Raw genomic sequence first — 25,011 nt, 5'->3', positions numbered from 1 at the left:
TCGCAGATGGACGAGGTGACGCAGCAGAACGCGGCGCTGGTGGAAGAGGCGGCGGCGGCCGCGGGCTCGCTGCAGGAACAGGCGCAGCGCCTGGCCGAAGCGGTGGCCGTCTTCAAGATCAACGCGGGCGAAGTGATCGAGGTGCCGGCCCACCGCCTGTCCTCGGTACGCTCGCCGGATGATGGCGCGCAGCTGCAGGCGCCCGATGCGCTTGCGCTTGGGCACTGAGGACCGCCGTGGCAACTTCGGCATACGCGCCGCCGTCGATTCCGGTGGACCGCCAATTCGATTTTCGCGACGCCGATTTTTCGCGCGTGCGCAAGATGATCCATGCGCACGCCGGCATTTCGCTCGGCACGCACAAGCGTGAAATGGTCTACAGCAGGCTGGCGCGGCGCCTGCGTGCGCTCGGCCTGCAGGATTTCGGCAGCTACCTGGACCAGCTCGAGAACGAGCCGGGCGCGGCCGAATGGGAAGATTTCGTCAACGCGCTGACCACCAACCTCACCGCGTTCTTCCGGGAATCGCACCATTTCCCGATACTGGCCGATTTCGCCAGGCGGCGAGGCGGGCCGGTATCGGTGTGGTGCTGCGCCGCTTCCACCGGAGAAGAGCCGTACTCCATCGCCATGACGCTGGTCGAGGCGCTGGGCCCGCGCGCGGGATCGAGCACGGTGCTGGCCACCGATATCGACACCAACGTGCTGGCCAGGGCGCGCGCCGCGGTCTATCCCCAGGAACGCGTGGAAAAGATGGAGGGCGAGCGCCTCAGGCGCTTTTTCCTGAAGGGCCGGGGCGCCAATGCGGGGCAGGTGAGAGTGCGTCCGGAGATCGTGGACATGGTGCGCTACGAGACCTTGAACCTGTTGTCGCCGGCCTGGCAGATCAACGAGAAGTTCGACGTGATCTTCTGCCGCAATGTAATGATTTATTTCGATAAACCCACCCAGGCGAAGATTCTGGAGCGCTTCGTGCCGCTGCTCAAACCCGGCGGGCTGCTGTTTGCGGGCCACTCCGAGAACTTCACCTACATCAGCCGGGACTTCCGTCTGCGCGGGCAGACGGTCTACGAATGTGTAGGCAGGGCCTGAACGGGGCAGCAACAATGAAAAAAATAAGCGTTTTGTGTGTGGACGATTCCGCGTTGGTGCGCGGATTGATGACCGAGATCATCAATAGCCAGCCCGACATGGAAGTGGTCGCGACGGCGCCGGACCCCCTGGTGGCACGGGAGCTGATCAAGCGGCACAATCCGGACGTGCTGACGCTGGACGTGGAAATGCCCCGCATGGACGGGCTGGATTTCCTGGAAAAGCTGATGCGGCTGCGGCCGATGCCGGTGGTGATGGTGTCGTCGCTGACGGAGCGTGGCGGAGAAATCACGCTGCGCGCGCTGGAGCTGGGCGCGATCGATTTCGTGACCAAGCCCAAGCTTGGCATCCGCGACGGCCTGCTCGAATACACGGAAATCATCGCGGACAAGATCCGCGCGGCGTCTCGCGCCAAGCTGCGCGCGCCCACGCCGCATTCCGCCCAGGCCGCGCCCGCGCCGATGCTGCGCCGGCCGCTGGCCAGTTCGGAAAAGCTGGTGATCGTCGGGGCGTCCACGGGCGGAACCGAGGCCATCCGCGAGGTCCTGCAGCCGCTGCCGCCGGACAGCCCGGCGATCCTGATCACCCAGCACATGCCTGCGGGTTTCACTCGTTCCTTTGCGCAACGGCTGGACGCGCTGTGCGCCGTCACGGTGCGCGAGGCCGTGCATGGAGACCGGGTGCTGCCGGGCCACGTATACCTGGCGCCGGGCGGAGAGACGCACATGCGCCTGGGCCGCAGCGGGGCCAACTATGTGATCGAACTGGAAGCCAGCGAGCCGGTGAACCGCCACCGTCCGTCGGTGGACGTCCTGTTCAACTCCGCGGCCGTCGCCGCCGGCAAGAACGCCATCGGCGTCATCCTGACCGGCATGGGCAAGGACGGCGCCGCCGGCATGCTGGCGATGCGCCGCGCCGGGGCGCACACGATCGCGCAGGACGAGGCCAGTTGTGTGGTTTTCGGCATGCCCCGCGAGGCGATCGCCATCGGCGCCGCGGATGAAGTGGTTTCGTTGTCCGCGATGAGCGAACGCATTCTGACTCGCCTGGGCGACCGTGGCCACCGCGTCTGACGCGGGCCGACGATCGTTCCCAAGCACATTTTTTCTGGAGTAGAAGATGGTAGACAAGGGCATAAAGATTCTGGTGGTGGATGATTTCCCCACCATGCGGCGCATCATCCGCAACCTGCTCAAGGAGCTGGGCTTCGAGAACGTGGATGAGGCCGAAGACGGCGCCATCGGGCTGGAAAAGCTGCGCAACGGCGGCTTCCAGTTCGTCGTGTCCGACTGGAACATGCCGAATCTCGACGGGCTCGAAATGCTCAAGCAGATCCGCGCCGACGCCTCGCTGGCGTCGCTGCCGGTCCTGATGGTGACGGCCGAGGCCAAGAAAGAGAACATCGTCGCGGCGGCCCAGGCCGGCGCCAACGGTTACGTGGTCAAGCCTTTCACCGCGGCGACGCTGGAAGAGAAGCTCACCAAGATCTTCGAGAAAATCGCTGGCTGAGGCGCGCAATGAGCACGACGGAAAATGTTGATCCGGCGGATTCCCCCGACCTGATACACCGCATCGCATCGCTGACGCGCATGCTGCGCGACAGCATGCGCGAGCTTGGCCTGGACCAGGCGATCAAGGACGCGGCCACCGCCATCCCGGACGCCCGGGACCGCCTGCGCTACGTGGCGCAGATGACCGAGCAGGCCGCCAACCGCGTGCTGAACGCGACCGAGCAGGCCGGCCCGCTCCAGGACAAGCTGTCGCGCTCCGCGCAGGCGCTGGATACGCGCTGGCAGCAATGGTACGACCAGCCCCTGGAGCTGCCGGAGGCGCGCGAACTGGTGAAGGACACGCGCGCGTACCTGCAGGACGTGCCGAAGCAGGCGCAACAGACCCAGTCGCATTTGATGGAAATCATCATGGCGCAGGATTTCCAGGACCTGACGGGACAGGTCATCATGCGCATGATGGACGTGGTGGGCGCGATCGAACGCGAGCTGCTGCAGGTCCTGCTCGACAACGTGCCGCAGGAGCGCCGCGAGGAGGCCAACAGCCTGCTCAACGGCCCGCAGATCAGCCCGCAGGGCAAGGCCGACGTGGTCACCAGCCAGGATCAGGTCGACGACCTGCTGGCCAGCCTGGGCTTCTAGGCCGCGCGGGCGGCGCCGGCGGATATGCCCTCCGGCGGCGCGCCCCTGCATGGACGTAATCCCTAAGGGCGCAATCCGCGCCCGGCCGATAGACTTCCCGCCATAAGAATCGGGGCCTCGCAGCACGAGACAGGCGCAACGCGCGCCAGGCAACGGATGCCCATAGAAGGCGATCCGGGCCAGCACAAGGAGGTTCATCTTGGCCAGATCCGTATTCCGCCTGGGCGGCATGTGGGGACTCTTGCGCCGCCTCAATCGGGGCGACGCCATGCTGTCGGAACGCGCCCTGTCGATCAGCCCGGCCGCCTGGCCGTTGCACCGCTTCCTGGGGCAGATCCGCCGGCGCATCATCACCGTCCGGCAATCCAGCATCGAAATCGCGCTGAACGCGGCGCGGACTCAGTACCAGGCGGGGCGCTGCTCGCAGCTGGCCCAGGAACAGGCCCGCGCCGCCCAGGCGCTGGCCGCGAGCGGCACGCAGATCGAGGCGCTGTCGGCATCGACCTCGAACCACGCCCGCGAGATCGCGCAGGTATCCGGACACAATCTCCAGGCGGCGGAGCAGGCGCTGGCGGAGCTGTCCGAGGTCAAGCTGCGCGTCGACCGCATGACGCGCGAAATGGCTGCCTTCAGCGAGGTGGTCGGGCAATTGAGCACGCGTGCCCGTTCGGTGGGCGACACCAGCAAACTGATCAAGGACATCGCCTTGCAGACGCAGCTGCTGGCGCTGAACGCGGGCGTGGAGGCGGCCAGGGCGGGGGACGCAGGACGCGGCTTCGCGGTGGTGGCCAGCGAGGTCGGCCGGCTGGCCGAGCGCGTGAATTCCGCCACCGGCGACATCGCCCGGCATAGCGGCGAAATGCTGGAGCTGGTCGAGAGCACCGAACGCCAGACCGGCAGCCTGCGCGACGACGTCGACGCCTCGGGCCAGGTCCTGGACAGGACCTGCTCCGATTTCCAGCGTTTCGTGGACGACTTCGGCAACATGAACCGGCAGGTGGCCGAGGTGGTGCAGGCGATCGGCGAGGTCGACGCCACCAATCACGACATGAGCCAGGAAGTGGGGCGCATCGCCGCGCTCAGCGCGGACGTGCTGCAGCGCATGGGCAGCATGTCCGGCGAGATCGACCGCATCCGCCGCCAGACCGAAAGCGTGCAGGAGGTGCTGGCCGACATGCGCGCCGGCAATACGGCATTCGACGGGCTGTCGGACGCGCTCGAGGCCTTCCGGGATGCGGCCGCCAGCCTGCTGGAAGGGGCCAGGAAGGGCGGGGCCGACGTATTCGACCGCCATTACCGGCGCATTCCGGGCAGCGAGCCGCCGCGCTATCACACGGCGTACGACCGCGAGATCGAAGGGCCCCTGACCCGTTTGCTGGACCAGGTGCTGGCGTCGGTGCCGGGCGGGATCTATACGATCCTGGTGGACAACCGGGGCTATGCGCCGGCGCACAACAGCCAGTTTTCCCACGAGCCGACCGGCATTGCGGCGCAGGACATCGTGCGGGTGCGGCACAAGCGGATCTTCGACGATCCCGTGGGCGCCCGGCTGGCCGCCAATACCGGCGCGGCGCTGTTCCAGACCTATTCGCGCGACACCGGCGAAATCGTCAACGACATTTCCCTTCCCGTTTATTTAGGGCCGGAGCACTGGGGCGCGGTGCGGATCGGCCTGGACTACGAACGCTTCCAGGCGGCGCTGGAGGCGGGCGGCGCGGGCCATCGGGCGGTTCCCGCGGCCGGCTGACGCGGCGGAGGGATACGGCGCGCGGGGCGTTCCCGCCCGGGCGGCGCAGGCGGGGCCGGGACGCATCCAGGAATAGCGCCGCTTTCCCCCCGTTTCTTGGCTTATCGCCAAACCCCGGGGCCTCCTAGAATCTCGGCGGGCAGCTCGCAATCCCAGAATCCGCGAGCCGCAACGACACCGCAGAGCATGGCCGAAGAAAGCGACCTCGAAAAAACCGAAGCCGCCTCTCCCAGGCGCCTGGAAAAGGCGCGCGAGGAGGGGCAGATTGCGCGTTCCCGCGAGCTGGGCACGTTCATGATGCTGGCCGCCGGCGTCGGGGCGATCTGGGCGGGCGGGTCCTCGCTCTACCGGTCCTTGAGCGGCGTGCTGCGCAACGGACTGGGCTTCGACCAGCGCGTCGTCGCCGATCCCGGCGTGATGGTCGAACGGGCGGTGGACGGCTTCGGCCAGATCCTGCTGGTGCTGCTGCCGATCTTCGGGCTGCTGGCCGTGGTCGCGGTCCTGTCCAGCGTGCTGCTGGGCGGCATCGTCATCTCGGGCAAGCCCCTGCAGTTCAATTTTTCCAAGCTCAGCCCGGTGTCGGGCCTGAAGCGGATGTTTTCGTCGCAGACCGTGGTGGAACTGATCAAGGCGCTGGCCAAGGCCGCGCTGGTGGGCGGCGTGGCCGTCTGGGTGATCTGGAGCTACCACGACGACATGCTGAGCCTGATGCACGTCGCGCCATCGGCCGCGCTCACCAAGGCCCTTACGCTGGTGGCGATGTGCTGCGCCTTCATCGTATCGTCCCTGCTGATCGTCGTGCTGCTGGACGTGCCCTGGCAGATCTGGAGCCACCTGAAGAAGCTGCGCATGTCCAAGGAAGACGTGCGCCAGGAACACAAGGAAAGCGAAGGGGACCCGCACGTGAAGGCGCGCATCCGCCAGCAGCAGCGCCAGGCGGCGCGGCGCCGGATGATGTCGGAAGTGCCCAAGGCGGACGTGGTCGTGACCAACCCGACCCATTACGCGGTGGCGCTGAAGTACGACGAGGACAAGCACGGGGCGCCGCGGGTGCTGGCCAAGGGCACAGGCCTGATCGCGGCCAAGATCCGCGAGCTGGCGGCGGAGCACCGTATCCCGACACTGGAGGCGCCGCCGCTGGCGCGCGCCCTGCATCAACACGTCGAGCTGGGGAAGGAAATCCCGGCCGAGCTATATACCGCGGTGGCAGAAGTGCTGGCGTGGGTCTTCCAGCTGCGCTCCTGGCGATCGGGATGGGGGGCCGAACCGGAGGCCCCGACCCGGCTGGCCGTGCCGGCCGAGCTGGACCCGCAGGCCAACACCGCAGCACAAGGAGTTTAAGGAATGAGCGCTTTGCTCACCATGTTGAAGAGTGGCGGAGCCACGCACGCGCGGCTGCTGGCCGGTCCGATCCTGATCGTGATGGTGCTGGGCATGATGGTGCTGCCCCTGCCCACGTTCCTGCTGGACCTGCTGTTTACCTTCAATATCGCGTTGTCCGTGATGATCCTGCTGGTGGCCATGTTCACGCGCAAGCCGCTGGACTTCGCCGCCTTCCCGGCCGTCCTGCTGTTCGCCACGCTGCTGCGCCTGTCGCTGAACGTGGCGTCGACCCGCGTGGTGCTGCTCCATGGCCACACCGGCCCGGACGCGGCGGGCAAGGTCATCGAAGCCTTCGGCCACTTCCTGGTGGGCGGCAATTTCGCCGTCGGGATCATCGTCTTCGTGATCCTGACCATCATCAACTTCATCGTCATCACCAAGGGCGCCGGGCGTATCGCGGAAGTGGGCGCGCGTTTCACGCTGGACGCCATGCCCGGCAAGCAGATGGCGATCGACGCGGACCTGAACGCCGGCCTGATCGGCGAAGACGAGGCGCGCAAGCGCCGCGCGGAAGTGGCGCAGGAGTCGGATTTCTTCGGCTCCATGGACGGCGCCAGCAAGTTCGTGCGCGGCGACGCCATCGCCGGCCTGCTCATCATGGCGATCAACATCATCGGCGGCCTGATCGTGGGCGTGGCGCAGCACGACATGTCGATGAGCGAATCGGGCCGCGTCTATACGCTGCTGACCATCGGCGACGGCCTCGTCGCCCAGATCCCGGCCCTGGTGATCTCCACCGCGGCGGGCGTGGTCGTGTCGCGCGTTTCCACCGACCAGGACATCGGCCAGCAGATCATCAGCCAGCTGTTCTCCAATCCCAGCGTGCTGTTCCTGACCGCCGGCATCATCGGCATCATGGGGCTGATCCCCAACATGCCGCACATCGCCTTCCTGACGCTGGCCGGCGCGCTGGCCTGGGGCGGCTGGCTGCTGCACAAGCGCCGGAGCGCCGCGGCCGCCGCCGCGGCGGAGGTGCCGCCGCAGGCGATCACCCAGGCGCAGGCCGCCGCGGCCGAGGCCAGCTGGGACGACGTTTCCATGGTGGACCAGCTCGGCCTGGAAGTGGGCTATCGCCTGATACCGCTGGTGGACCATGCCCAGAACGGCGAGCTCTTGCACCGCATCCGCAGCCTGCGCAAGAAGTTCGCGCAGGACGTGGGCTTCCTGCCGCCGGTCGTGCATATCCGCGACAACCTGGAGCTCAAGCCCAACGATTACCGCATCCTGCTGTCTGGCGTGGAAGTGGGGCATGGCGTGGCGATGCCCGGCCAATGGCTGGCCATCGACCCGGGCGGCGTGACCATGCAGATCAAGGGCACCCCCACCACCGATCCGGCCTTCGGCCTGCCCGCGCTGTGGATCGACGGCAGCCTGCGCGACCAGGCGCAGGTGGCGGGGTACACGGTGGTGGACGCGGGCACGGTGGTCGCGACGCACTTGAACCACTTGATGCATCGCCATGGCTCGAACCTGCTGGGCCGCCAGGAAGTCCAGCAGCTGCTGGACCGCATCGGCCGCGACGCGCCCAAGCTGATCGAAGACCTGGTGCCCAAGACCCTGTCTCTCACGGTGTTGCAGAAGGTGCTGCAGGGCCTGCTGTCGGAGGAGGTGCCGATCCGCGACATGCGGACCATTATCGACACGCTGTCCGAGCACGGACCGCGCCTGGCGGCGCAGGCCGCGGGCTCCGGCAGCCAGCCCGACATCAACGAGCTGATCGCGCTGACGCGCCGCTCGCTGGGCCGCGCCATTACGCAGCAATGGTTCCCGGGCGACGGCGAGTTGCGGGTCATCGGCCTGGACGTGAAGCTCGAGCGCGTGCTGTCGCAGGCCATGACGACCAGCGGCGGCCTGGAGCCGGGACTGGCCGACACGCTGCTGCGGGAAACGCAGGCGGCCGTCGAACGGCAGGAATCGCAGGGCAATGCCCCGGTGCTGCTGGTGTCGCCGGTCCTGCGCGCGCCGCTGTCGCGCTTCCTGCGGCATCACCTGCCGCAGCTGGGCGTGTTGTCGAATACGGAAATACCCGATGAGCGCATGGTCCGCGTGACCGCGCTGATCGGCGGAGGCAATGGGGCATGAAGATAAGCCGTTTCTTTGGGATCAACAGCCGCGAAGTGATGCGCCAGGTGCGCCAGGTCCTCGGGCCGGACGCGCTGATCGTTTCGAACCGCAGCGTCGATGGCGGCGTGGAGGTGCTGGCCACCGTGGATGGCGCTTTCGACGATGCGCCCGCGCAGACGCCGCCGCGCGATCCTTCCGCGCCTCCCGCCGCGTCGGCAGGGAGGCCGGCATCGGCTCCCGCGATGCCGGCCATGCCCGCAGCGCCCGCCGCGCCCCCGCCGCCGTCCGGCTATATGACGCCCACGCGTTCGATCGCCGCCTATCAGTCGGCCTACGCCGCGCCGGCGCAGGCGCAAGAGGCCGCGCCCGCGCCGATCGCCGCCGCGCCTGCGCGCGCGGAGCCTCCGGCCATGGCGCCGGCGCCCCGGCCCATGGCGGCCCCTCCGGCGCCGGCCGCGACGACCGCAGCGCCGCCGGCCGCGCCCGCGCCGGCCTACGCGCCGGCCGCGGCGGCGCCGTCCATGGCCCGTATGCCGGACGCGCCGCTGCGCCAGTCCCCGGCCATGCCGCAGACGGCCTTGCCGGGCGATGCCGCCGCCGGCCTGCAGGACGCGATCAGCGCCTTGCGCGGCGCCCTGGAAAGCCGCATGGACGGCCTGCTCTGGGGCGGCCGCCAAGGCCCGGGCCGCGAGCCCGCCGCCGCCGCGCTGTTCCGCAGCCTGCTGGACGCCGGCTTCAGCACGAAACTGGTGCGCACGCTGGTCGAGCGCCTGCCCGAGGGGATGACGCCGGAAGCCGCCCAGGCGTGGGCGCGCAACGAGCTGGTGACGCACCTGCCCGTGCTGCGCTCCGAAGACGAGTTCCTGGGCGGCGGCGTGTATGCGCTGGTTGGTCCGACCGGCGTCGGCAAGACGACGACCCTGGCGAAGCTGGCGGCCCGCTGCGTCGCCCGCGAAGGCCGCGAGCAGGTCGCCATGCTGACCACCGACAATTTCCGGATCGGCGCACTGGAACAGTTGCAGATCTACGGCCGCCTGATGGGCGTGCCCGCCCATTCGGTGCGCGATGCGGGCGAGCTGCGCCGCATCCTGGCGGAACTCGGCAATCGCAAGATCGTGCTGATCGATACCACCGGCATCAGTCAGCGCGACCGCCTGGTGGCCGAGCAGGCGGCGATGCTGTGCAATGCGGGCAAGCCCGTGCGCCGGCTGCTGGTGCTGAACGCCGCCAGCCAGGGCGATACGCTGGACGAGGTGGCCCATGCCTACCGCAATGGCGTGGGCGAGGACGTGGCCGGCTGCATCATCACCAAGCTGGACGAGGCCACCCGCCTGGGCGCGGCCCTGGACACGGCTATCCGCCACCGGCTGCCGATCCACTACGTGTCGGTCGGGCAGAAGGTGCCCGAGCACATGGAGCTGGCCCGGGCGGACGCGCTGATAGACCGCACGTTCTCGATGGTGGAAAGGGCGCGCGCGCTCTACACCCCCAGCGAGGCCGACCTGGCGTCGCTGCTGCCATCTTCCCGGGATGCCGAGAGCGGGGATCCGGCGCGCCGCCGGCAACTGCTGGCCTCCGCCATCCTGCGCCCGCAGGGCGGGGCGGGCTCGATCGAGGCCGCGCAGAACCTGGACGACACCATCGCTTGGCTGGAAAGCGATGCCGCCTGCGTCCAGGCGCGCGCGTCCTGGCGCGAGTACGTGGGCGGCGGCGGCAGCCTGGCGGCGTTGGGCGAAGAGCCGCTGGCGATGGTGCGCCGCGAGTTCTCGGCAAGCTGCAACAGGCATCTGCTGGCCGTGCACGGCAAGGCCGGGATGAAGGGAGAGGGCCTGCCGGGCGGGACGCTATTGAGCACGCTGTTGATGAGCGACCGGGGCGCGGCCCTTGCCGCTCCCGCCCAGCAGCTGGCGCTGCCGCACGGAACCCTGTCGTCGTTCGCGCCGGCGGAGCCGGCCCAGCCCGACGCGGCCCTCGCGCTGGAGGCCCGCGTGGGCTGGCTGGGCGGAAAGCTGGAACGCCTGCCGGTCGTGCATCTTCTGGAGGCGGGCACGTCCGCGATCTGGCCGTCCCTGAACGGACGGGGCGTTTCCTGGGTGGCGCGCAGCGCCGGCGGCCAGCGCGTGATCCAGGACGAATGCCCCACCAACCTGAATGCGGTGGGCAAGAGCGTGGGCTACCTGCCGGTGGGCCAGCCCGGCGATATGCCGGGGCTGTTCATCGTCAAGAACGGCAAGCGGGTGCCGCTGGCGCTCTGGGCCTCGGGCACGGAAGTCTCGCTGCCCGGCCGGGGGGAAAGCGCGCCGGTCCGGCTGGTCTGCGCCCGCCTGATCGACACGGTCAGCGGCGAGGTGGCCGGGCAGCTGTTCGGCATGACCAACCTGCCGGCCTCCCAGGCGGACGCGGGCACCGTGGCGCGCTGGCTGGTGCTGCAGGACGAGGCCAAGGCCGGGTTCCGCTACATGGCCACCGCATGGCAAGCCCTGCCGGCCGTCGATGGCGCCCATGCGCTGGCGCGCCAGGCCCTGATCGCCGGCCAGATGGGCGCCGCCTGCTGGCAGCTGGCGCACACCGCGGCCGCGGAAGTCGTGCGGGGCCCCTTGTCGGGCATCATGGGAACGGACCGCAAGCTGTCCGGCCGCGTGCTGCCCGTGGCCCTGCTGAAAATGTATGCGATGCTGGAAATGACGGACGCGTAGGATGGGTGTAGCGCGAGGTCATCTCCCCAAGAACCCGGACGCCCAACGCGCGCAACCCATGCGGCCGCAAGAGCGTGTTTGGGGGCGATGCATGGCGCTGTCTGCCCACGGCAGCATGGGTTGCGCGCGCTGGATAGCCGCTTTCTAGCTTAAGAACTCTCGCGCTACACCCATCCTACGGGCTGCTTGCGTCAGCCCGCGACGATGGGCTTGCGCCCCGGCGCGCTGCGGGCGCCGCGGCCGCGCGCGTCGTAGGTGGCGGGCGAGCCCGCCGCGCCCAGGTTGCGCAGGGCGTCCAGCGATTGCTGGGTGTAGCGCAGATGCACGTCGATCAGGGCGCCGTTGCGCAGGTTGATCTCATTGGCGGATGCGGACTTCGTCAGCAGCGCCTGCCAGACGCCGGCCAACTGGGGGTGCAGCGCGGCGGCCTGTTCGGTGCCGGAATGTCCGCTGGGCAGGCCGATCTCGGCGAGCAGGGTGTCGCGAGTCTGGCTCAGGTCCACGAGCTTGCGGGCCACGCTGCTTTTGCGTTCAGTGATTTCCTGCAGCGCGCCCACGTTCCCCGGCCCCACCAGCACTTCGGTCTCTTCTTCCAGGATGGCGGAGAACTCTGTGATCAGGGCGTCTTCCTGCCTCATGCAGGATTGCAGGGAGTCGACGGTGTTCGTGGTCATGCTGCTGCTCGGGTCGGAGAGTTGCGGGGCTTACTTCAGCAGGTCGCGGGCGCTGGCGATCAGGCTGTCCGCGATGCGGCCGGTATCGATCTTGAGCTGGCCCGAGGCGATCGCCGCGCGGATGGCGGCAACGCGCTCGACATTGATGTCGTTCGAGCCGTCCTGCAGCGCCAGCATCTTGCGCGACGCCGAGCTCAGCGCCACCTGCGAACTGCTGGAGCCGTTGGCGCTGCCGGCGCCATAGGCCTGGGCGACCGCGGATTCTGGGCGGGAGCCGATGGCGTCCGCCGAGAGGGGGCGGTTGGTGGTTGAATTGATCTTCAAGATTATCTCCGCAGGGCGTCCAGGGTCGATTGTGCGACGGATCCGCCTACTTTATGTCTCTGTAACGACAGGGCCGGAAGGAACTTTAGGGTAGGCGGGCCATTGGCGCAACGCGATATGTAACAACCTCTACAGTTGTATTTCCACCAGGCCGGCATTGCGCACGACGCCGCTGACCACCTGGCCGCTGGCGGTGCGCACCTGCACCGTGGCGCCCGGGGCGGCATTGTCCAGCGCCTGCCCCTCGCTGCTGACCACGAAGCCGGCGCCGCGCGCGTTGATGCGCACATTGGTGCCCCGCAGTACCGACTGGGCGTTGCGCAGGGACGATCCGCGCACCGGCTGGCCGGCGTTGATCCGGTAGGCGGCGGTCATGCCGACCACCGTCTGCGGATTGGTGATGGCGCCGGGCGGCAGGGCGACCAGGTCGCCGTCCCGGGGCGCCAGATCGTTCGGCGTCAGCGCCTGGCCGGCCGCGATCATCCGCGAGGCCACGTAGTACTGCCCGGGCACGCTGACCGTTGCCTGCACGTAGGTGGTCCAGGGTTTCGGCGCATTGCAGCGCACCCCGACGGTCATGCGCGAGCGCAGCCTCATGCCGGACGGCAGAAATGGGGACATGGCGTCGCAAGGCGTCAGGCGTTCGGCCCGCGGAGGATCGATGGCGATCGACGGCTGGCCGGGCAGGCTGGCCAACTGCTCCTGCAGGTAGGCCTGCGCGGCAAGCGCGATCGCCTCGGATGGCTGGGCCGCGGCCTCCTGGGCCTGCGCGGCCGCCAGGGGCAGCAGCAGGGCGGCCAGGCTGGCGGCGCGCGCGCGGAGTCGTCTTGCGGAGGTTTTCATGATGGATGAATTGTAGAAGTCCGCCGCGCTTGGCAATACGTGAATTGGATGAGAAATGACGGGTTATTTGGCTGATTGTGGCGGCGCCCGCGCCCCTATGATGCCGTCATCCAATGGGATAACGGTGCGTCCGGGATCCCGTGTTCATCCGAATTGCAATGCAGGAAGGCGCCACGATGCTAGACAGGCTTAACGAAGATTTCAGGTTCTTCCAGCAGTCCCTGGGGCTGCGCGCTCAGCGCCAGGAAGTGCTGTCGTCGAACATCGCCAACGCCGACACCCCCAACTACAAGGCCCGCGATTTCGACTTCAAGACGGCGATGGCCAACGCCATGGAAGGCACCATGCGCCTGCCGGATACCTCGCTGTCGTTGACGTCCGCCCGCCACATCCCGGCCAAGGCCGTGTCGCAGGGCCCCACCGAACTCCTGTACCGCCTGCCGTACCAGCCCAGCATGGACGGCAATACGGTGGACATGGATATCGAGCGCGTGCAATTCGCCGATAACACCTTGCACTACCAGAGCACCATGCAGCTGCTGTCGGGCCGTATCCGGACCATGATGGCCGCAATCCAGGATTGATTACTGAACGGAGCGGCAGGCTATGTCCTTGTTGAGCATTTTTGATATCGCCGGTTCGGCGCTGAGCGCGCAATCGCAGCGCATGAACGTCGCGGCCAGCAACATGGCCAACGCCGAAAGCGTGGTCGGCCCGGACGGCCAGCCTTACCGTGCCCGCCAGGTCGTGTTCCAGGTCAACCCGCCCGCCGGCCAGGCCCTGGGGCAGGAGATCGGGGGAGTGCGGGTGGCTGGCGTGGTCCAGGACCAGTCTCCGCTGAAGCAGGTGTACGACCCGCAGCATCCGCTGGCCGACGCCCAGGGCTACGTCAGCATGCCCAACGTGGACCCCGTGGCGGAAACGGTCAACATGATCGCGGCCTCGCGTTCCTATCAGGCGAACGTGGAAGTGCTCAACACCGCCAAGGCGCTGATGCAGAAAACGCTGACCATCGGCCAGTCCTAACTCTTGAACAAGTGAATCCATGACCACTGTCGACCAAACCACGAGCCAGACCGGCCTGGGACTTGCACAGACCGGCGCCTATTCCAGCAATACCGCGCAAGGCCTGCAGGATCAGTTCCTGAAGCTGCTGGTGACCCAGCTGCAGAACCAGGACCCGCTGAACCCGATGCAGAACGCCGAGCTGACGTCGCAGCTCGCGCAGATCTCCACCGTGGAAGGCATCAACAACCTGAAGAACACGATGCTGGCCATCAGCGGCCAGATCGACGTGTCGCAGTCGATGAACGCGGTGGCGATGATCGGCAAGGGCGTGCTGATTCCCGGCTCCAAGATCAAGGTCGGCGTGGATGGCGAGAATGCCGCCGAGCGCGTGGTCACGCCCTACGGCCTGGATCTGCAGGCGGACGCCGCCAAGGTCCAGGTCCGTATCGCCGATGCGAATGGCGCGGTGGTGCGCACCATCGAAATGGGCGAACAGTCGACCGGCGTCTACACGCTGAGCTGGGATGGCAAGAACGACAGCGGCGTGCCGCTGGAGCCGGGCGCCTACACCGTGTCCGTCCTGGCCACGGACGCCGACGGCAAGAAGGTGAACTCGGAAGTGCTGAGCTACGGTCTGGTCAAGAGCGTGGCGTATTCCACCAATGGCCTGCGCCTGGACCTGGGCCTGGACGGCCAGACCAGCATGCTGGACGTGCGCAAGGTGATCGGCGCCTGAAGCGGGCGCGGCGAATCGGTGCCGGCGCACGCGCGGCGGCTTCAATCAGTTTAAGGATTAGCGAGAGAAAACATGGGCTTCGGACAAGGATTGAGCGGCTTGAACGCCGCGGCGCAGAACCTGGACGTCATCGGCAACAACATCGCCAACTCGGGCACCGTCGGCTTCAAGTCGTCGACCGCCTCGTTCGCGGACGTCTATGCGAGTTCGCGCGTCGGCCTGGGCGTGAAGGTCGCGGCCATCAACCAGCGCTTCACCGTGGGCACGGTGAACGGCGGCGGCGGTGAATACGACATCGCGATCGACGGCGCCAAGGGCATGTTCCGCGTCACCGACCAGAGCGGCTCGGTCATGTACACCCGCAACGGCGAGTTCCTCGTCGACAAGAACAACTTCATCGTGAACGCCCAGGGCTACCGCCTGACCGGCTACCCGGCCGGCGCCGTCGGCGCGAACCCGGTGGAACTGCAACTGCCCATGGCCAACGTGGCGCCGAAGGCGACTTCCACGGCCACGACGGTGGCGAACCTGGATGCGAACGCCAAGGTGATTTATCTGACGGATACGGAGACGTCGCCGGAGGTCAACGGTTCTGTGACGATGACCGGCACCACGCCGCCGTCGCCCGCTACCACCTACGAATTCAAGCGCGATGCAGCCGGCGACATTGTCTGGGTGAACCAGCCTCCGGCCGGCGACTACGGCACGGCGCCCAACGTGATCACCATCGACGGCACCGGCGCGGTCACCGCTGGCGATCTTGCACAGGTGCCCGGCTACAAGAACTACACCGCCGCCGTGGTGGAGCTGGCCAAGCCTTTCGATCCGACCGTATCGAGCAGCTACACCAACGCCTCGCCCATGACCGTATACGACTCCCTGGGCAACTCGCACCAGGTGATGCAGTACTTCGTCAAGCGCCCCGCGAGCGGCGCCGGCAGCGAATACGACGTCTACTACACCATGGACGGCAAGGCCATGGCGCCGACCACGGAAGCCGGCGGTGTCTGGGGCAACCCCACCAAGCTGAATTTCAACAATGCGGGCAACCTGACCAGCGCTCCGATCGTCAACCTGAGCGTGGCTCAGCCCGGCGGCGACACGACGCCGGCCGACCCGCTGAACATCGCCCTGGACTACACCGGCACCACGCAGTACGGCAGCAGCTACAAGCTGGTGGCCAAGCCCGACGGCTACACGTCCGGCGAGTTCAGCGGCATCAATATCGGCGGCGACGGCAGCCTGGTGGCCAGCTACACCAACGGCGAAACGCAGGTCGTGGGCACGATCGTGCTGGCGGACTTCTCCAACCTGCAGGGCCTGCAGCCGGTGGGCAACAACGCCTGGACCGAAACGGCGGCCTCGGGCCAGCCCATCCTGGGCCAGCCCGGCACCAACGGCCTGTCCCGGGTGGTGGGCCAGGCGACGGAAGCCTCCAACGTGGACATGAGCAAGGAGCTGGTCAACATGATCATTGCCCAGCGCACCTATCAGGCCAACTCGCAGACCATCAAGACCCAGGACGAGATCATGCAAGTCCTGATGAACCTCAAATAAAGGCCCACCCCCGAAGCGCCGTAGGCGCTTCTGGCGCATATTCGACGACGATGGCGATGGAATAGGAAATGGATCGGATTATTTACACCGCGATGAACGGCGCGGCGCGTATCACGGAGCATCAGGCCGCGTTGAGCAACAACATGGCCAACGTGAACACGCCTGGCTTTCGCGAGCAGATCGCGCTGTACCGATCCGTCCCGGTGGCGGACGGGGTGAGCCTGCCCACGCGCGTGTCGACGGTTGCGTCCACGCCGGGCAACAGCTTCCAGATGGGCACGATGCAGACCACCGGCCGCGACCTGGACGTGGCCCTGTCCAGCGAGCGCGGCTGGCTGGCCGTGCAGACACCGCAAGGCGAGGCCTACACCCGCGCCGGCAGCCTGCAGGTGGGCGTCAACGGCCTGCTGCAGACGTCGCTGGGCCAGCCGGTGCTGTCGGACCAGGGCGGCGTTATCGACGTGCCCGACCAGGCGGCGCTGACGATCACCTCGGACGGCACCATCACCGCCATTGGCGCAGGCGATGCGCCGAACAATATCCTGAACCTGGGCCGGCTCAAGCTGGTCGACCCGCCGAAGGAGCAGCTGGTGCATGGCGACGACGGCGTATTCCGCCGGGCCCCGGTGAATGGCCAGCCCGCGCCTCCCATGCCTGCCGATCCCAGCCTGCGCCTGCTGGCGGGCGTGCTGGAAGGCAGCAACACCAATCCGATGGCGGCGATGGTCGGCATGATCGCGAACGCCCGCCGTTTCGAGCAGCAGATGCAGGTGATCCAGCAGTCGGACCGCAACGCCGAGCGCGCCAACGGCATTCTGTCGATAAGCGCTTGATTCGGCGGCTGATTTAAAACCTTTTTTCGCGCGCGGCCGGGCCGCGGCACCAGGAGTACTTCATCATGATGCGTTCGCTGTGGATCGCCAAGACGGGCCTGGAAGGTCAGCAGACCTCCATGGACGTGATTTCCAACAACCTGGCCAACGTCTCCACCAACGGGTTCAAGCGCGGCCGCGCCGTGTTCCAGGACCTGATGTACCAGACGCTGCGCCAGCCCGGCGCCCAGGTCGGGGACGCCACCCAATTGCCCTCCGGCCTGCAGCTGGGCACGGGCGCGCGCGTGGCCGCGACCGAGCGCATCCACACCGCGGGCAACCTGAACAACACCGGCAGCGAGATGGATATCGCCATCAACGGCCGGGGCTTCCTGCAGATCGAGTTGCCCGACGGCACCCAGGCCTATACCCGCGACGGGTCGCTGCAGCGCGACCAGAACGGCCAGCTGACCACGGTCAGCGGCTACGTGATCCAGCCGCCGATCAACGTGCCCGACAACGCCTTGTCGATCACCATCGGCAACGACGGCATGGTGTCGGTGACGCAGCCGGGCGCCGCTGGCGTCAACGTCCAGATCGGGCAGCTGCAGATCGCCACCTTCATCAATCCGACCGGCCTGCAGAGCATCGGCGAGAACCTGTACCTGGAAACCGATGCGTCGGGGCCCGCCAACCTGCTGCAGCCGGGCGTGGATGGCGCGGGTTCCATCATGCAGAACTACGTCGAAACCTCGAACGTCAACGTCGCCGAGGAGCTGGTCAACATGATCACGACCCAGCGCGCCTACGAAATGAACAGCAAGGCCGTCAAGACCTCGGACGAAATGCTGGCCCGCCTGACCCAACTGTGATGTCCATGTCTGTCCTGCGCCTGGTAACGAGTGCGGCCCTGGCCTTGCTGATGGCCGGCTGCGCCATGATTCCGCCCGAGCCCATCGTGACCGGGCCGACGACGGCCGTGCCGCCGGCGCCGCCCATGCCCTCGGCGCAGCCGACCGGCTCGATCTACCAGCCCACGACCTACGGCAACTATCCGCTGTTCGAGGACCGCCGCCCGCGCAACGTGGGAGATATCGTCACCATCGTGCTCAACGAAAAGACGAACGCCTCCAAGAACGTCGCCACGAACACGAATCGCAGCGGAAGCGCTTCGCTGGGCATCGCCGCCGCGCCGTCCTTCATGGACAGCTGGGCCAACGCCAACCTGAACACGGACGCCAAGGGCGGCAACGTGTCGCAGGGCAAGGGCGACAGCACCGCCAACAACGCCTTCACCGGCACGATCACCACGACGGTGGTGGGCGTCATGTCCAACGGCAACCTGCAGGTGGCGGGCGAAAAGCAGATCGCCATCAACCGCGGCAGCGAGTACGTGCGTTTCTCCGGCGTCGTGGATCCGCGCTCCATTACCGGCACCAACACGGTATCGTCCACGCAGGTGGCCGACGCCCGCATTGAATACCGCAGCAAGGGCGTCATGGACGAAGTCCAGACCATGGGCTGGCTGCAGCGCTTCTTCCTGATGGCATCGCCGTTCTGAATATGAAGGATAGGTCCACCCCCGGGGCGCTGTGCGCCTCCCCCTCGAGGGGGCATGCCTACGGACCGGCGAAGCCGGCTTCGTGGCATTTCGATGATGCCGCGCACGCTTTTTGCATGGGCGCCTTGGACAATTGATATGAAACATGCTGTCTTCCTCTTTCGCGCGCTGGCGCGCGTCTGCGTAGCCGCCAGCCTGCTGGCGGGCGCCGGCGCCGCGCACGCCGAGCGCCTCAAGGACCTGGCCTCGATCCAGGGCGTGCGGGGCAACCAGCTGATCGGCTACGGTCTGGTCGTGGGCCTGGACGGCAGCGGCGACCAGGTGCGCCAGACGCCGTTCACGCAGCAAAGCCTGACCAACATGCTGTCGCAGCTGGGCATCACGGTGCCCGCGGGCAGCAATATGCAATTGAAGAACGTGGCGGCCGTCATGGTCACGGCGACCCTGCCGGCGTTCGCCCGGCCCGGCCAGACGCTGGACGTGGTGGTGTCCTCCATGGGCAACGCCAAGAGCCTGCGCGGGGGCACCTTGCTGATGACGCCGCTCAAGGGCGCCGACAGCCAGGTCTACGCCATCGCCCAGGGCAACATCCTGGTGGGCGGCGCGGGAGCTTCCGCGGGCGGCTCCAGCGTGCAGATCAACCAATTGAACGGGGGCCGCATCAGCGCGGGCGCCATCGTCGAGCGCTCGGTGCCCACGACGTTCTCGCGCGACGGCTACATTCACGTGGAGCTGAACAACACGGATTTCGGCACCGCGCAGAACGTGGTCGCGGCGTTGAACAAGAAGTTCGGCCAGGGCACGGCCACGGCCCTGGACGGCCGTGTCGTGCAGGTGCGCACCCCCATGGAGCAGGCGTCTCAGGCGCGCTTCCTGTCGATGGTGGAGGACCTGCAGGTCGCCCGCGCGCCCACGGTGGCCAAGGTGATCATCAACGCCCGCACCGGCTCGGTGGTGATGAACCGCACGGTCATGATCGAAGAGGCGGCCGTGGCGCATGGCAATCTTTCGGTGATCATCAACCGCCAGAACCAGGTATCCCAGCCCGACACGCCGTTCACCGAAGGGCAGACGGTGGTGGTGCCGAACACCCAGATCGAAGTGCGGCAGGAAAATGGCGCCCTGCAGCGCGTGAGCACCAGCGCCAACCTGGCTGACGTGGTCAAGGGCCTGAACGCCCTGGGCGCCACGCCTCAGGACCTGCTGTCGATCCTGCAGGCCATGAAGTCCGCGGGCGCGCTGCGCGCAGAACTGGAAATCATCTGACGGCGATGGCATACGGCAACGAGGTGGCGCGCGGCGCCCAGCGGCAGGATTCGGTCTTCGACATGGGGCGTCTGTCGGACCTGAAGCGCGACGTCAAGAAGGACCCGGCGGGCACGGAGCAGCAGAAGCAGGTCGCCAAGCAGTTCGAGGCGCTGTTCCTGCAGATGATGCTCAAGCGCATGCGCGAGGCTACGCCAAAGGAAGGCCTGTTCGACTCGCAGCAGACGCAGATGCTGCAATCGATGGCCGACGAGCAGCTGGCGCTGCACCTGGCCACGCCGGGCATCGGGCTTTCGCAAGCCATCCTGGCCCAGATGCAGGAAGGCAAGCCCGGCGACGTGTCCCCGGACGCCATCAGGCAGATCGGGCAGGGCGGCGACCTGGATTTCCGCACCGGCGGCTCGCGCGAGGTGTCGGCGCTGCTGAACGTGATGCGCAACAACCGCGCCAGCGACCGGGCCCTGGCCGCCGCCGAGGGCGCGCCCGAACACGTCGTCGACTTCGTGTCGAGGATGGCGCGCGCGGCCAATCTCGCGGCGCAGGAAAGCGGCGTGCCGGCCCGCCTGATCATGGGCCAGGCGGCGCTGGAATCCGGCTGGGGCAAGCGCGAGATCAAGTATGCGGACGGCAGCACCAGCTACAACCTCTTCGGCATCAAGGCGGGCGCCAGCTGGAAGGGCAAGGTCGTCAACGTGCTCACGACCGAATACGAGGACGGCGTGGCCAAAAAGGTGACGCAGCCTTTCCGCGCCTACGCCTCTTACGAGGAATCGTTCGCGGATTACGCCCGCTTGATCGGCAACAGCCCGCGCTATGAAAGCGTGACGCAGGCCCGCAACGAGGTCGAGGCGGCGCGCCGGATCCAGGACGCGGGCTACGCGACCGACCCGCAGTACGCCCAGAAGCTGATCGGCGTCATGAGCCAGCTGCGGGGCGCGGCCTCCAAGGTGGAAATTTCTCGCCAGATGTTGGAAGGACTCTAAATTCGGACCATCTCCTGCCGTTAATGGAGTATCCAGTCATATCGCTTGCGGTTAAATACGGGGCATTGTCAGCATGAATTTGTACAAAACGGCATTGGGCGGGCTGAACGCGGCTCAGGCAGGCCTGGCAACCACCAGTCATAACATCAACAACGCGACGACGGTCGGTTACAACCGTCAGCGCGTCATGGTTTCCACCGCCGGCGCCCAGGCGACGAGCAACGGCTACATCGGCCGGGGCGTGCAGGTGGACACCGTCGTGCGCAGCTACGACAGCTTCCTGTACAAGCAGCTCGTCGGCGCGCAAGGCAGCGGCGCCCAGCTTCAGGCCCAGCTGGACCAGGTTTCCCAGGTCAACAACCTGTTCGCGGACCGCACGGTCGGCATCGCGCCGGCCCTGAACAATTTCTTCACCAGCATGAATACCGTGGCCAGCAAGCCCGCGGATCCGGCGGCCCGCGCCGACCTGCTGGGCAAGGCCAACAGCCTGGCCACGCAGATCCGCTCGGCCTACACCGAAATGCAGAATCAGCGCGAAGGCCTGAATACGCAGATCACGACGACGGTGGAGCAGGTCAATAGCTACCTGGCCCGTATCGACGACCTGAACAAGCAGATCTCGCTGGCCACCGGCAAGGCCGGCGGCAGCCCCCCGAACGATCTGCTCGACCAGCGCGACCAGGCGGTGATGGAGCTGAACCAGCTGGTCGGTATCACGACCTACGAGCAGGGCGACAAGATCAGTATCTCGCTCGCCGGCGGCGGCCAGGCGCTGCTGTCCGGAGAAACCATCTATCCCCTGCAGGCCGTGGCCTCCGCCAAGGACGCGGGCCGCACGGTGCTGGCCTACACCCTCCCGGCCGGCTCGGGCAAGACGGTGGCCGTCGAGCTTAACGACAGCGAAGTCACCGGCGGCAAGCTGGGCGGCCTGCTGCAGTTCCGCAGCGCTTCACTGGACGTGCTGCAGAACCAGCTGGGCCAGATGGCGGTCGGCCTGGCGCTGTCGTTCAATGAGCAGCACAACAAAGGGCTGGACCAGAACGGCAATCAAGGCACCGATTTCTTCAGCGTCGCTTCGCCCGAAGGCGTGCCCAATACACAGAATAAGAGCAACGCGCAGATTTCGGGCGAGTTCACCGACCCGGCGAACATTAATGCCAAGGATTACGAGATCTCGTTCGACGGCACGAACTACCAGGTCGTGCGCCTGCCTGAAGGCACGCGGGTCTACAACGGCCCCGCCACCGGCACGCCGCCCAATGCCACCCTGGACTTGAGCAACGAGATGGGCGTGACGCTGACGATCGACGTGCCGCCCCAGGCGGGCGACAAGTGGTCGCTGTCGCCCACTCGCAACGCCGCCCGTGACATCGACGTGCTGATCACCGATCCGGACAAGATCGCCGCCGCCGACATGGAGGGAGGCGATGCCAACGGCAAGAACGCGCTCAAGCTCGCGCAGCTGGAAAACGCCAAGGTGCTGGGCCACGGCACCATGAGCACCACCGACATGTTCGCGCAGGTCGTGAACACCGTGGGCGTGCAGACCGCGCAGGTCAAGGCGGCTGCCACCGCGCAGGTGAACCTGATCAAGCAGACGGCGGCCGCCCAGCAGTCGGTGTCGGGCGTCAACCTGAACGAAGAGTACGTCAGTCTTTCGCTGTATCAAGAGCAGTACCAGGCCAGCGCCCGCATCATCGATGTGGCCAGCACCATTTTCGACACGCTGCTGGGCCTGCGCGGCTGATCGGACCGTTGACTTGTGATGACTAAAAAGATTTTCGGAGCTGCACCATGCGCCTGAGCACCACGATGATGTACACGAACGGCCTGAGCGGCGTTCTCGCTCAGGAATCCGACATGAATCGCCTGGTCGAGCAGATCGGCAGCGGGCGCAAGAACCTGACTCCCGCTGACGATCCATTGGCGGCGGCGCTGGCTATTGGCGTTGCGCAGACGCAGAGCATGAACTCGGCGTATGCCATGAACCGCCAGACGGCCAACACGAATCTCGGCCAGGAAAGCAACACCCTGGACGCGGTGACGAACGCGCTGCAAGAAGCGCGCACCCGCATCGTCCAGGCGGGCGGCGTATTGTCCGACACCGACCGGCAGGCGCTGTCCACGGCTCTCAAAAGCACGCGCGAAGCATTGCTGGGTTTGGCGAACGCGACGGACGGAAACGGCCAGTATCTGTTCTCGGGGAACGACGGCAACGTCATGCCGTATTCCAAGGACGCGTCGGGCAAGATCGTCTATAGCGGGTCGACCGGCGAGCGGACTATCCAGGTCGACCAGAGCCGGCAGCTTTCCACCAGCGATCTGGGCAAGGACATTTTCGGCCGCGCCAATCCCGGGTCGCAGGCCTACGTATCTTCCGCTCCCAGCTCCAACACCGGCACGGCGGAGTTCGGCGCTGCCTCGGTGACCCCGGGCAGCCCGAATCTGGGCAAGAATTTCTCGGTGGAGTTCGTCGCCGACCCTGTGTCCGGCGGCATGGGCTACCGCGTCACCACAACCGATGCCGACGGCAGCAATCCCGTCACCGTTCCGGACCCCGCGCAACCTCCGACGCCCTATGTCGAGGGGGCGACGATCGATTTCGGCGGTGTTTCCGTGGCGATCAAGGGCACTCCCGCCGCGGGCGACGTGATCAATGTCGAGAGCATCCAGTCGGCGGATATGGACGTGTTCGCCACATTGGATAACCTGATCGCCGCCCTGGATGCGCCCAGCGCCGGGGATCCCGTCGCCACGGCGCGTCTCAACAACGAACTGGCGACCGCCAACAAGAAGCTGGCGAATATCTACGACAACGTGTTGACGGTGAATGCCTCGGTCGGCGCTCGGATGAACGAGCTGGAAGCACTGGATGCTACCGGAACGCAGAAGGGGCTGTCGTACGCCAAATCTCTGTCGGATTTGGAAGACCTGGACTATTACCAAGGCGCGAGCCAGCTTGCGTTGCGCCAGGTCGCGCTGCAGGCGGCGTCGGCCGCATTCATGACCATTCAGGGTTCGAGTCTGTTTAGCCGCAAATAAAGGCGGTGCAGTTCCAGGCCGCGCCCGCGGGCACGGCAATTAGCGCACTTGCGGACGCCGCCGGCCCAGGGCCGGGGCGTCCGTGGTTGCGTGCACGGTAGGAAAAATCGGTTCACGTCGCTCAACGCTCGGATATTTCATGCTTGTCAATTTGAAAGTTCGCACCTGCCTCATCCTGGTGTTAATGCTCTTCACGGGCGCCATGTTCGTCTCCAACGGCGTGGCGTGGATGGGGCTGAACTCCAGCAACGAGAAGCTGGAGCAGGTCAACAGCGCCTACTCGACTCAAGCGACGCAGTTGAATCGGGCCTACAGCCTGTTCCTGCGCGGGCGGCTGTTGCTGGCCACCTCCCTGATGGACATGCAGCAGGGCAAGACCGAGCAGGCGACTTCCCAGGCCCGTCGCGCGGAAGGTTTGATGCAGGAAGGGGCCAAGGCGCTCGACGCCTACCGCAAGGCGCCGCGCCTGCCGGGTTCGGAAGCGGTCAACGGCAAGCTGGAGAGCGCGTACAAGGAGTTCGATGGCTTGTTCAAGCGCCAGGCGCAGGCGCTGTCGTCCATGGCGATACAAGAATATCTGGACCTGAACGACGCCGGCAGCGCGGCGAACACCGCGTTGCGCGAGGCGGTGGGCGGCGTCCTGGACTTCGTGGATGCCAGCACCGATGAACTGGTCGTGCAGGCCGGAGTCGCCCACGGCGTATCGCGCACCGTCACCATTGTCATGCTGGCGATCTCCCTGGCGCTGGCCCTCGGGTGCTGGCTGTTCATCAGCCGCACCGTGCTGCGTCCGTTGCAGGAAGCCGGCAATCATTTCGAGAAAATCTCCGCTGGCGACTTCACCGGCCGCATCGAGGTGCGCAGCACCAACGAAATCGGCCATTTGTTCGCGGCGATCAAGCGCATGCAGGAAAGCCTGACCCGCACGGTGGCCTCGGTGCGCCGCGGGGTGGAAGAGATCAACGTGGGTTCGCGGGAGATCTCCGCGGGCAACGCCGACCTGTCGAGCCGGACGGAACAGCAGGCGGCCTCGCTGGAAGAGACCGCGGCCTCGATGGAGGAGCTGGCCTCGAC

General features: G+C 66.9%; 23 protein-coding genes and 1 pseudogene. 21 read left to right on the top strand and 3 right to left on the bottom strand.

What is annotated here, in order from left to right:
• The 9 genes and pseudogenes from ACN6PJ_RS29060 to flhF form a co-directional block, all read left to right on the top strand.
• Positions 1–228: pseudogene (locus ACN6PJ_RS29060) on the top strand (methyl-accepting chemotaxis protein); the annotation flags it as partial.
• An 8-nt stretch (positions 229–236) separates the two neighbouring features.
• Positions 237–1,091: a CheR family methyltransferase gene (locus ACN6PJ_RS29055; RefSeq protein WP_427999192.1), complete on the top strand. Its 855-nt coding sequence runs from the start codon at positions 237–239 to the stop codon at positions 1,089–1,091.
• A gap of 14 nt (positions 1,092–1,105) precedes the next feature.
• A complete protein-coding gene (locus ACN6PJ_RS29050) occupies positions 1,106–2,164 on the top strand; it encodes a protein-glutamate methylesterase/protein-glutamine glutaminase (protein WP_427999191.1) in 1,059 nt (352 codons plus the stop codon).
• Between the two features lie 46 nt (positions 2,165–2,210).
• Complete coding sequence (gene cheY, locus ACN6PJ_RS29045) at positions 2,211–2,600, top strand: chemotaxis response regulator CheY (RefSeq protein ID WP_006219033.1); 390 nt, start codon at positions 2,211–2,213, stop codon at positions 2,598–2,600.
• An 8-nt stretch (positions 2,601–2,608) separates the two neighbouring features.
• The gene (gene cheZ / locus ACN6PJ_RS29040; RefSeq protein WP_043545109.1) at positions 2,609–3,241 is read left to right on the top strand and encodes a protein phosphatase CheZ; all 633 of its coding nucleotides are present in this window, start codon (positions 2,609–2,611) and stop codon (positions 3,239–3,241) included.
• Between the two features lie 229 nt (positions 3,242–3,470).
• Entirely contained in the window at positions 3,471–4,988 is a 1,518-nt protein-coding gene (locus ACN6PJ_RS29035; RefSeq protein WP_427999193.1) for a methyl-accepting chemotaxis protein, read from the top strand.
• 186 nt (positions 4,989–5,174) lie between these two features.
• Positions 5,175–6,329 carry a flagellar biosynthesis protein FlhB gene (flhB, locus tag ACN6PJ_RS29030; protein ID WP_427999190.1) on the top strand — a complete coding sequence of 385 codons (1,155 nt, stop codon included), beginning with the start codon at positions 5,175–5,177 and terminating at the stop codon, positions 6,327–6,329.
• A 3-nt stretch (positions 6,330–6,332) separates the two neighbouring features.
• The gene (flhA, locus tag ACN6PJ_RS29025; protein WP_427999189.1) at positions 6,333–8,453 is read left to right on the top strand and encodes a flagellar biosynthesis protein FlhA; all 2,121 of its coding nucleotides are present in this window, start codon (positions 6,333–6,335) and stop codon (positions 8,451–8,453) included.
• Positions 8,450–11,131 carry a flagellar biosynthesis protein FlhF gene (gene flhF / locus ACN6PJ_RS29020; RefSeq protein WP_427999188.1) on the top strand — a complete coding sequence of 894 codons (2,682 nt, stop codon included), beginning with the start codon at positions 8,450–8,452 and terminating at the stop codon, positions 11,129–11,131. Before flhA ends, flhF begins: the two co-directional genes overlap by 4 nt.
• 191 nt (positions 11,132–11,322) lie before the next feature.
• On the opposite strand, the gene ACN6PJ_RS29015 is transcribed toward flhF, so the two are convergent.
• The 3 genes from ACN6PJ_RS29015 to flgA all read right to left on the bottom strand — a co-directional run bounded on the left by ACN6PJ_RS29015 (position 11,323) and on the right by flgA (position 12,972).
• The gene (locus ACN6PJ_RS29015) at positions 11,323–11,805 is read right to left on the bottom strand and encodes a flagella synthesis protein FlgN (RefSeq protein WP_427999187.1); all 483 of its coding nucleotides are present in this window, start codon (positions 11,803–11,805) and stop codon (positions 11,323–11,325) included.
• A 30-nt stretch (positions 11,806–11,835) separates the two neighbouring features.
• Positions 11,836–12,129, bottom strand: a complete 294-nt coding sequence (flgM, locus tag ACN6PJ_RS29010) for a flagellar biosynthesis anti-sigma factor FlgM (RefSeq protein ID WP_427999186.1) — start codon at positions 12,127–12,129, stop codon at positions 11,836–11,838.
• Between the two features lie 129 nt (positions 12,130–12,258).
• Positions 12,259–12,972: a flagellar basal body P-ring formation chaperone FlgA gene (gene flgA / locus ACN6PJ_RS29005; RefSeq protein ID WP_427999185.1), complete on the bottom strand. Its 714-nt coding sequence runs from the start codon at positions 12,970–12,972 to the stop codon at positions 12,259–12,261.
• 176 nt (positions 12,973–13,148) lie between these two features.
• On the opposite strand from flgA, the gene flgB reads away from it, so the two are divergent.
• The 12 genes from flgB to ACN6PJ_RS28945 all read left to right on the top strand — a co-directional run.
• A complete protein-coding gene (gene flgB, locus ACN6PJ_RS29000) occupies positions 13,149–13,556 on the top strand; it encodes a flagellar basal body rod protein FlgB (protein WP_427999184.1) in 408 nt (135 codons plus the stop codon).
• A 22-nt stretch (positions 13,557–13,578) separates the two neighbouring features.
• Complete coding sequence (gene flgC / locus ACN6PJ_RS28995) at positions 13,579–13,998, top strand: flagellar basal body rod protein FlgC (protein WP_427999183.1); 420 nt, start codon at positions 13,579–13,581, stop codon at positions 13,996–13,998.
• Positions 13,999–14,017: 19 nt separating this feature from the next.
• Positions 14,018–14,716, top strand: coding sequence for a flagellar hook capping FlgD N-terminal domain-containing protein (locus ACN6PJ_RS28990; protein WP_427999182.1), 699 nt, complete (start codon positions 14,018–14,020; stop codon positions 14,714–14,716).
• A gap of 72 nt (positions 14,717–14,788) precedes the next feature.
• Positions 14,789–16,273: a flagellar hook-basal body complex protein gene (locus ACN6PJ_RS28985; RefSeq protein ID WP_427999181.1), complete on the top strand. Its 1,485-nt coding sequence runs from the start codon at positions 14,789–14,791 to the stop codon at positions 16,271–16,273.
• A 68-nt stretch (positions 16,274–16,341) separates the two neighbouring features.
• Entirely contained in the window at positions 16,342–17,106 is a 765-nt protein-coding gene (locus ACN6PJ_RS28980) for a flagellar basal body rod protein FlgF (protein ID WP_427999180.1), read from the top strand.
• A gap of 65 nt (positions 17,107–17,171) precedes the next feature.
• Positions 17,172–17,957, top strand: a complete 786-nt coding sequence (flgG, locus tag ACN6PJ_RS28975) for a flagellar basal-body rod protein FlgG (RefSeq protein ID WP_043545123.1) — start codon at positions 17,172–17,174, stop codon at positions 17,955–17,957.
• A complete protein-coding gene (locus ACN6PJ_RS28970) occupies positions 17,957–18,646 on the top strand; it encodes a flagellar basal body L-ring protein FlgH (protein ID WP_427999179.1) in 690 nt (229 codons plus the stop codon). The genes flgG and ACN6PJ_RS28970 overlap by 1 nt, the downstream gene beginning before the upstream one ends.
• Before the next feature lie 138 nt (positions 18,647–18,784).
• Positions 18,785–19,912: a flagellar basal body P-ring protein FlgI gene (locus ACN6PJ_RS28965; RefSeq protein WP_427999178.1), complete on the top strand. Its 1,128-nt coding sequence runs from the start codon at positions 18,785–18,787 to the stop codon at positions 19,910–19,912.
• Between the two features lie 5 nt (positions 19,913–19,917).
• Positions 19,918–20,895, top strand: coding sequence for a flagellar assembly peptidoglycan hydrolase FlgJ (gene flgJ / locus ACN6PJ_RS28960; protein WP_427999177.1), 978 nt, complete (start codon positions 19,918–19,920; stop codon positions 20,893–20,895).
• 73 nt (positions 20,896–20,968) lie between these two features.
• The gene (gene flgK, locus ACN6PJ_RS28955) at positions 20,969–22,642 is read left to right on the top strand and encodes a flagellar hook-associated protein FlgK (RefSeq protein ID WP_427999176.1); all 1,674 of its coding nucleotides are present in this window, start codon (positions 20,969–20,971) and stop codon (positions 22,640–22,642) included.
• A gap of 47 nt (positions 22,643–22,689) precedes the next feature.
• Complete coding sequence (gene flgL / locus ACN6PJ_RS28950) at positions 22,690–23,937, top strand: flagellar hook-associated protein FlgL (protein WP_427999175.1); 1,248 nt, start codon at positions 22,690–22,692, stop codon at positions 23,935–23,937.
• 139 nt (positions 23,938–24,076) lie between these two features.
• Positions 24,077–25,011 (top strand): Tar ligand binding domain-containing protein (locus tag ACN6PJ_RS28945; RefSeq protein WP_427999174.1); only part of this gene is annotated, 935 nt, incomplete at its 3' end.

Source organism: Achromobacter sp. (assembly GCF_050285585.1).
GTDB lineage: Bacteria > Pseudomonadota > Gammaproteobacteria > Burkholderiales > Burkholderiaceae_B > Achromobacter.
Note: the sequence above shows the minus strand (reverse complement) of the source record. Positions and strands in the feature narration are given on the sequence as shown.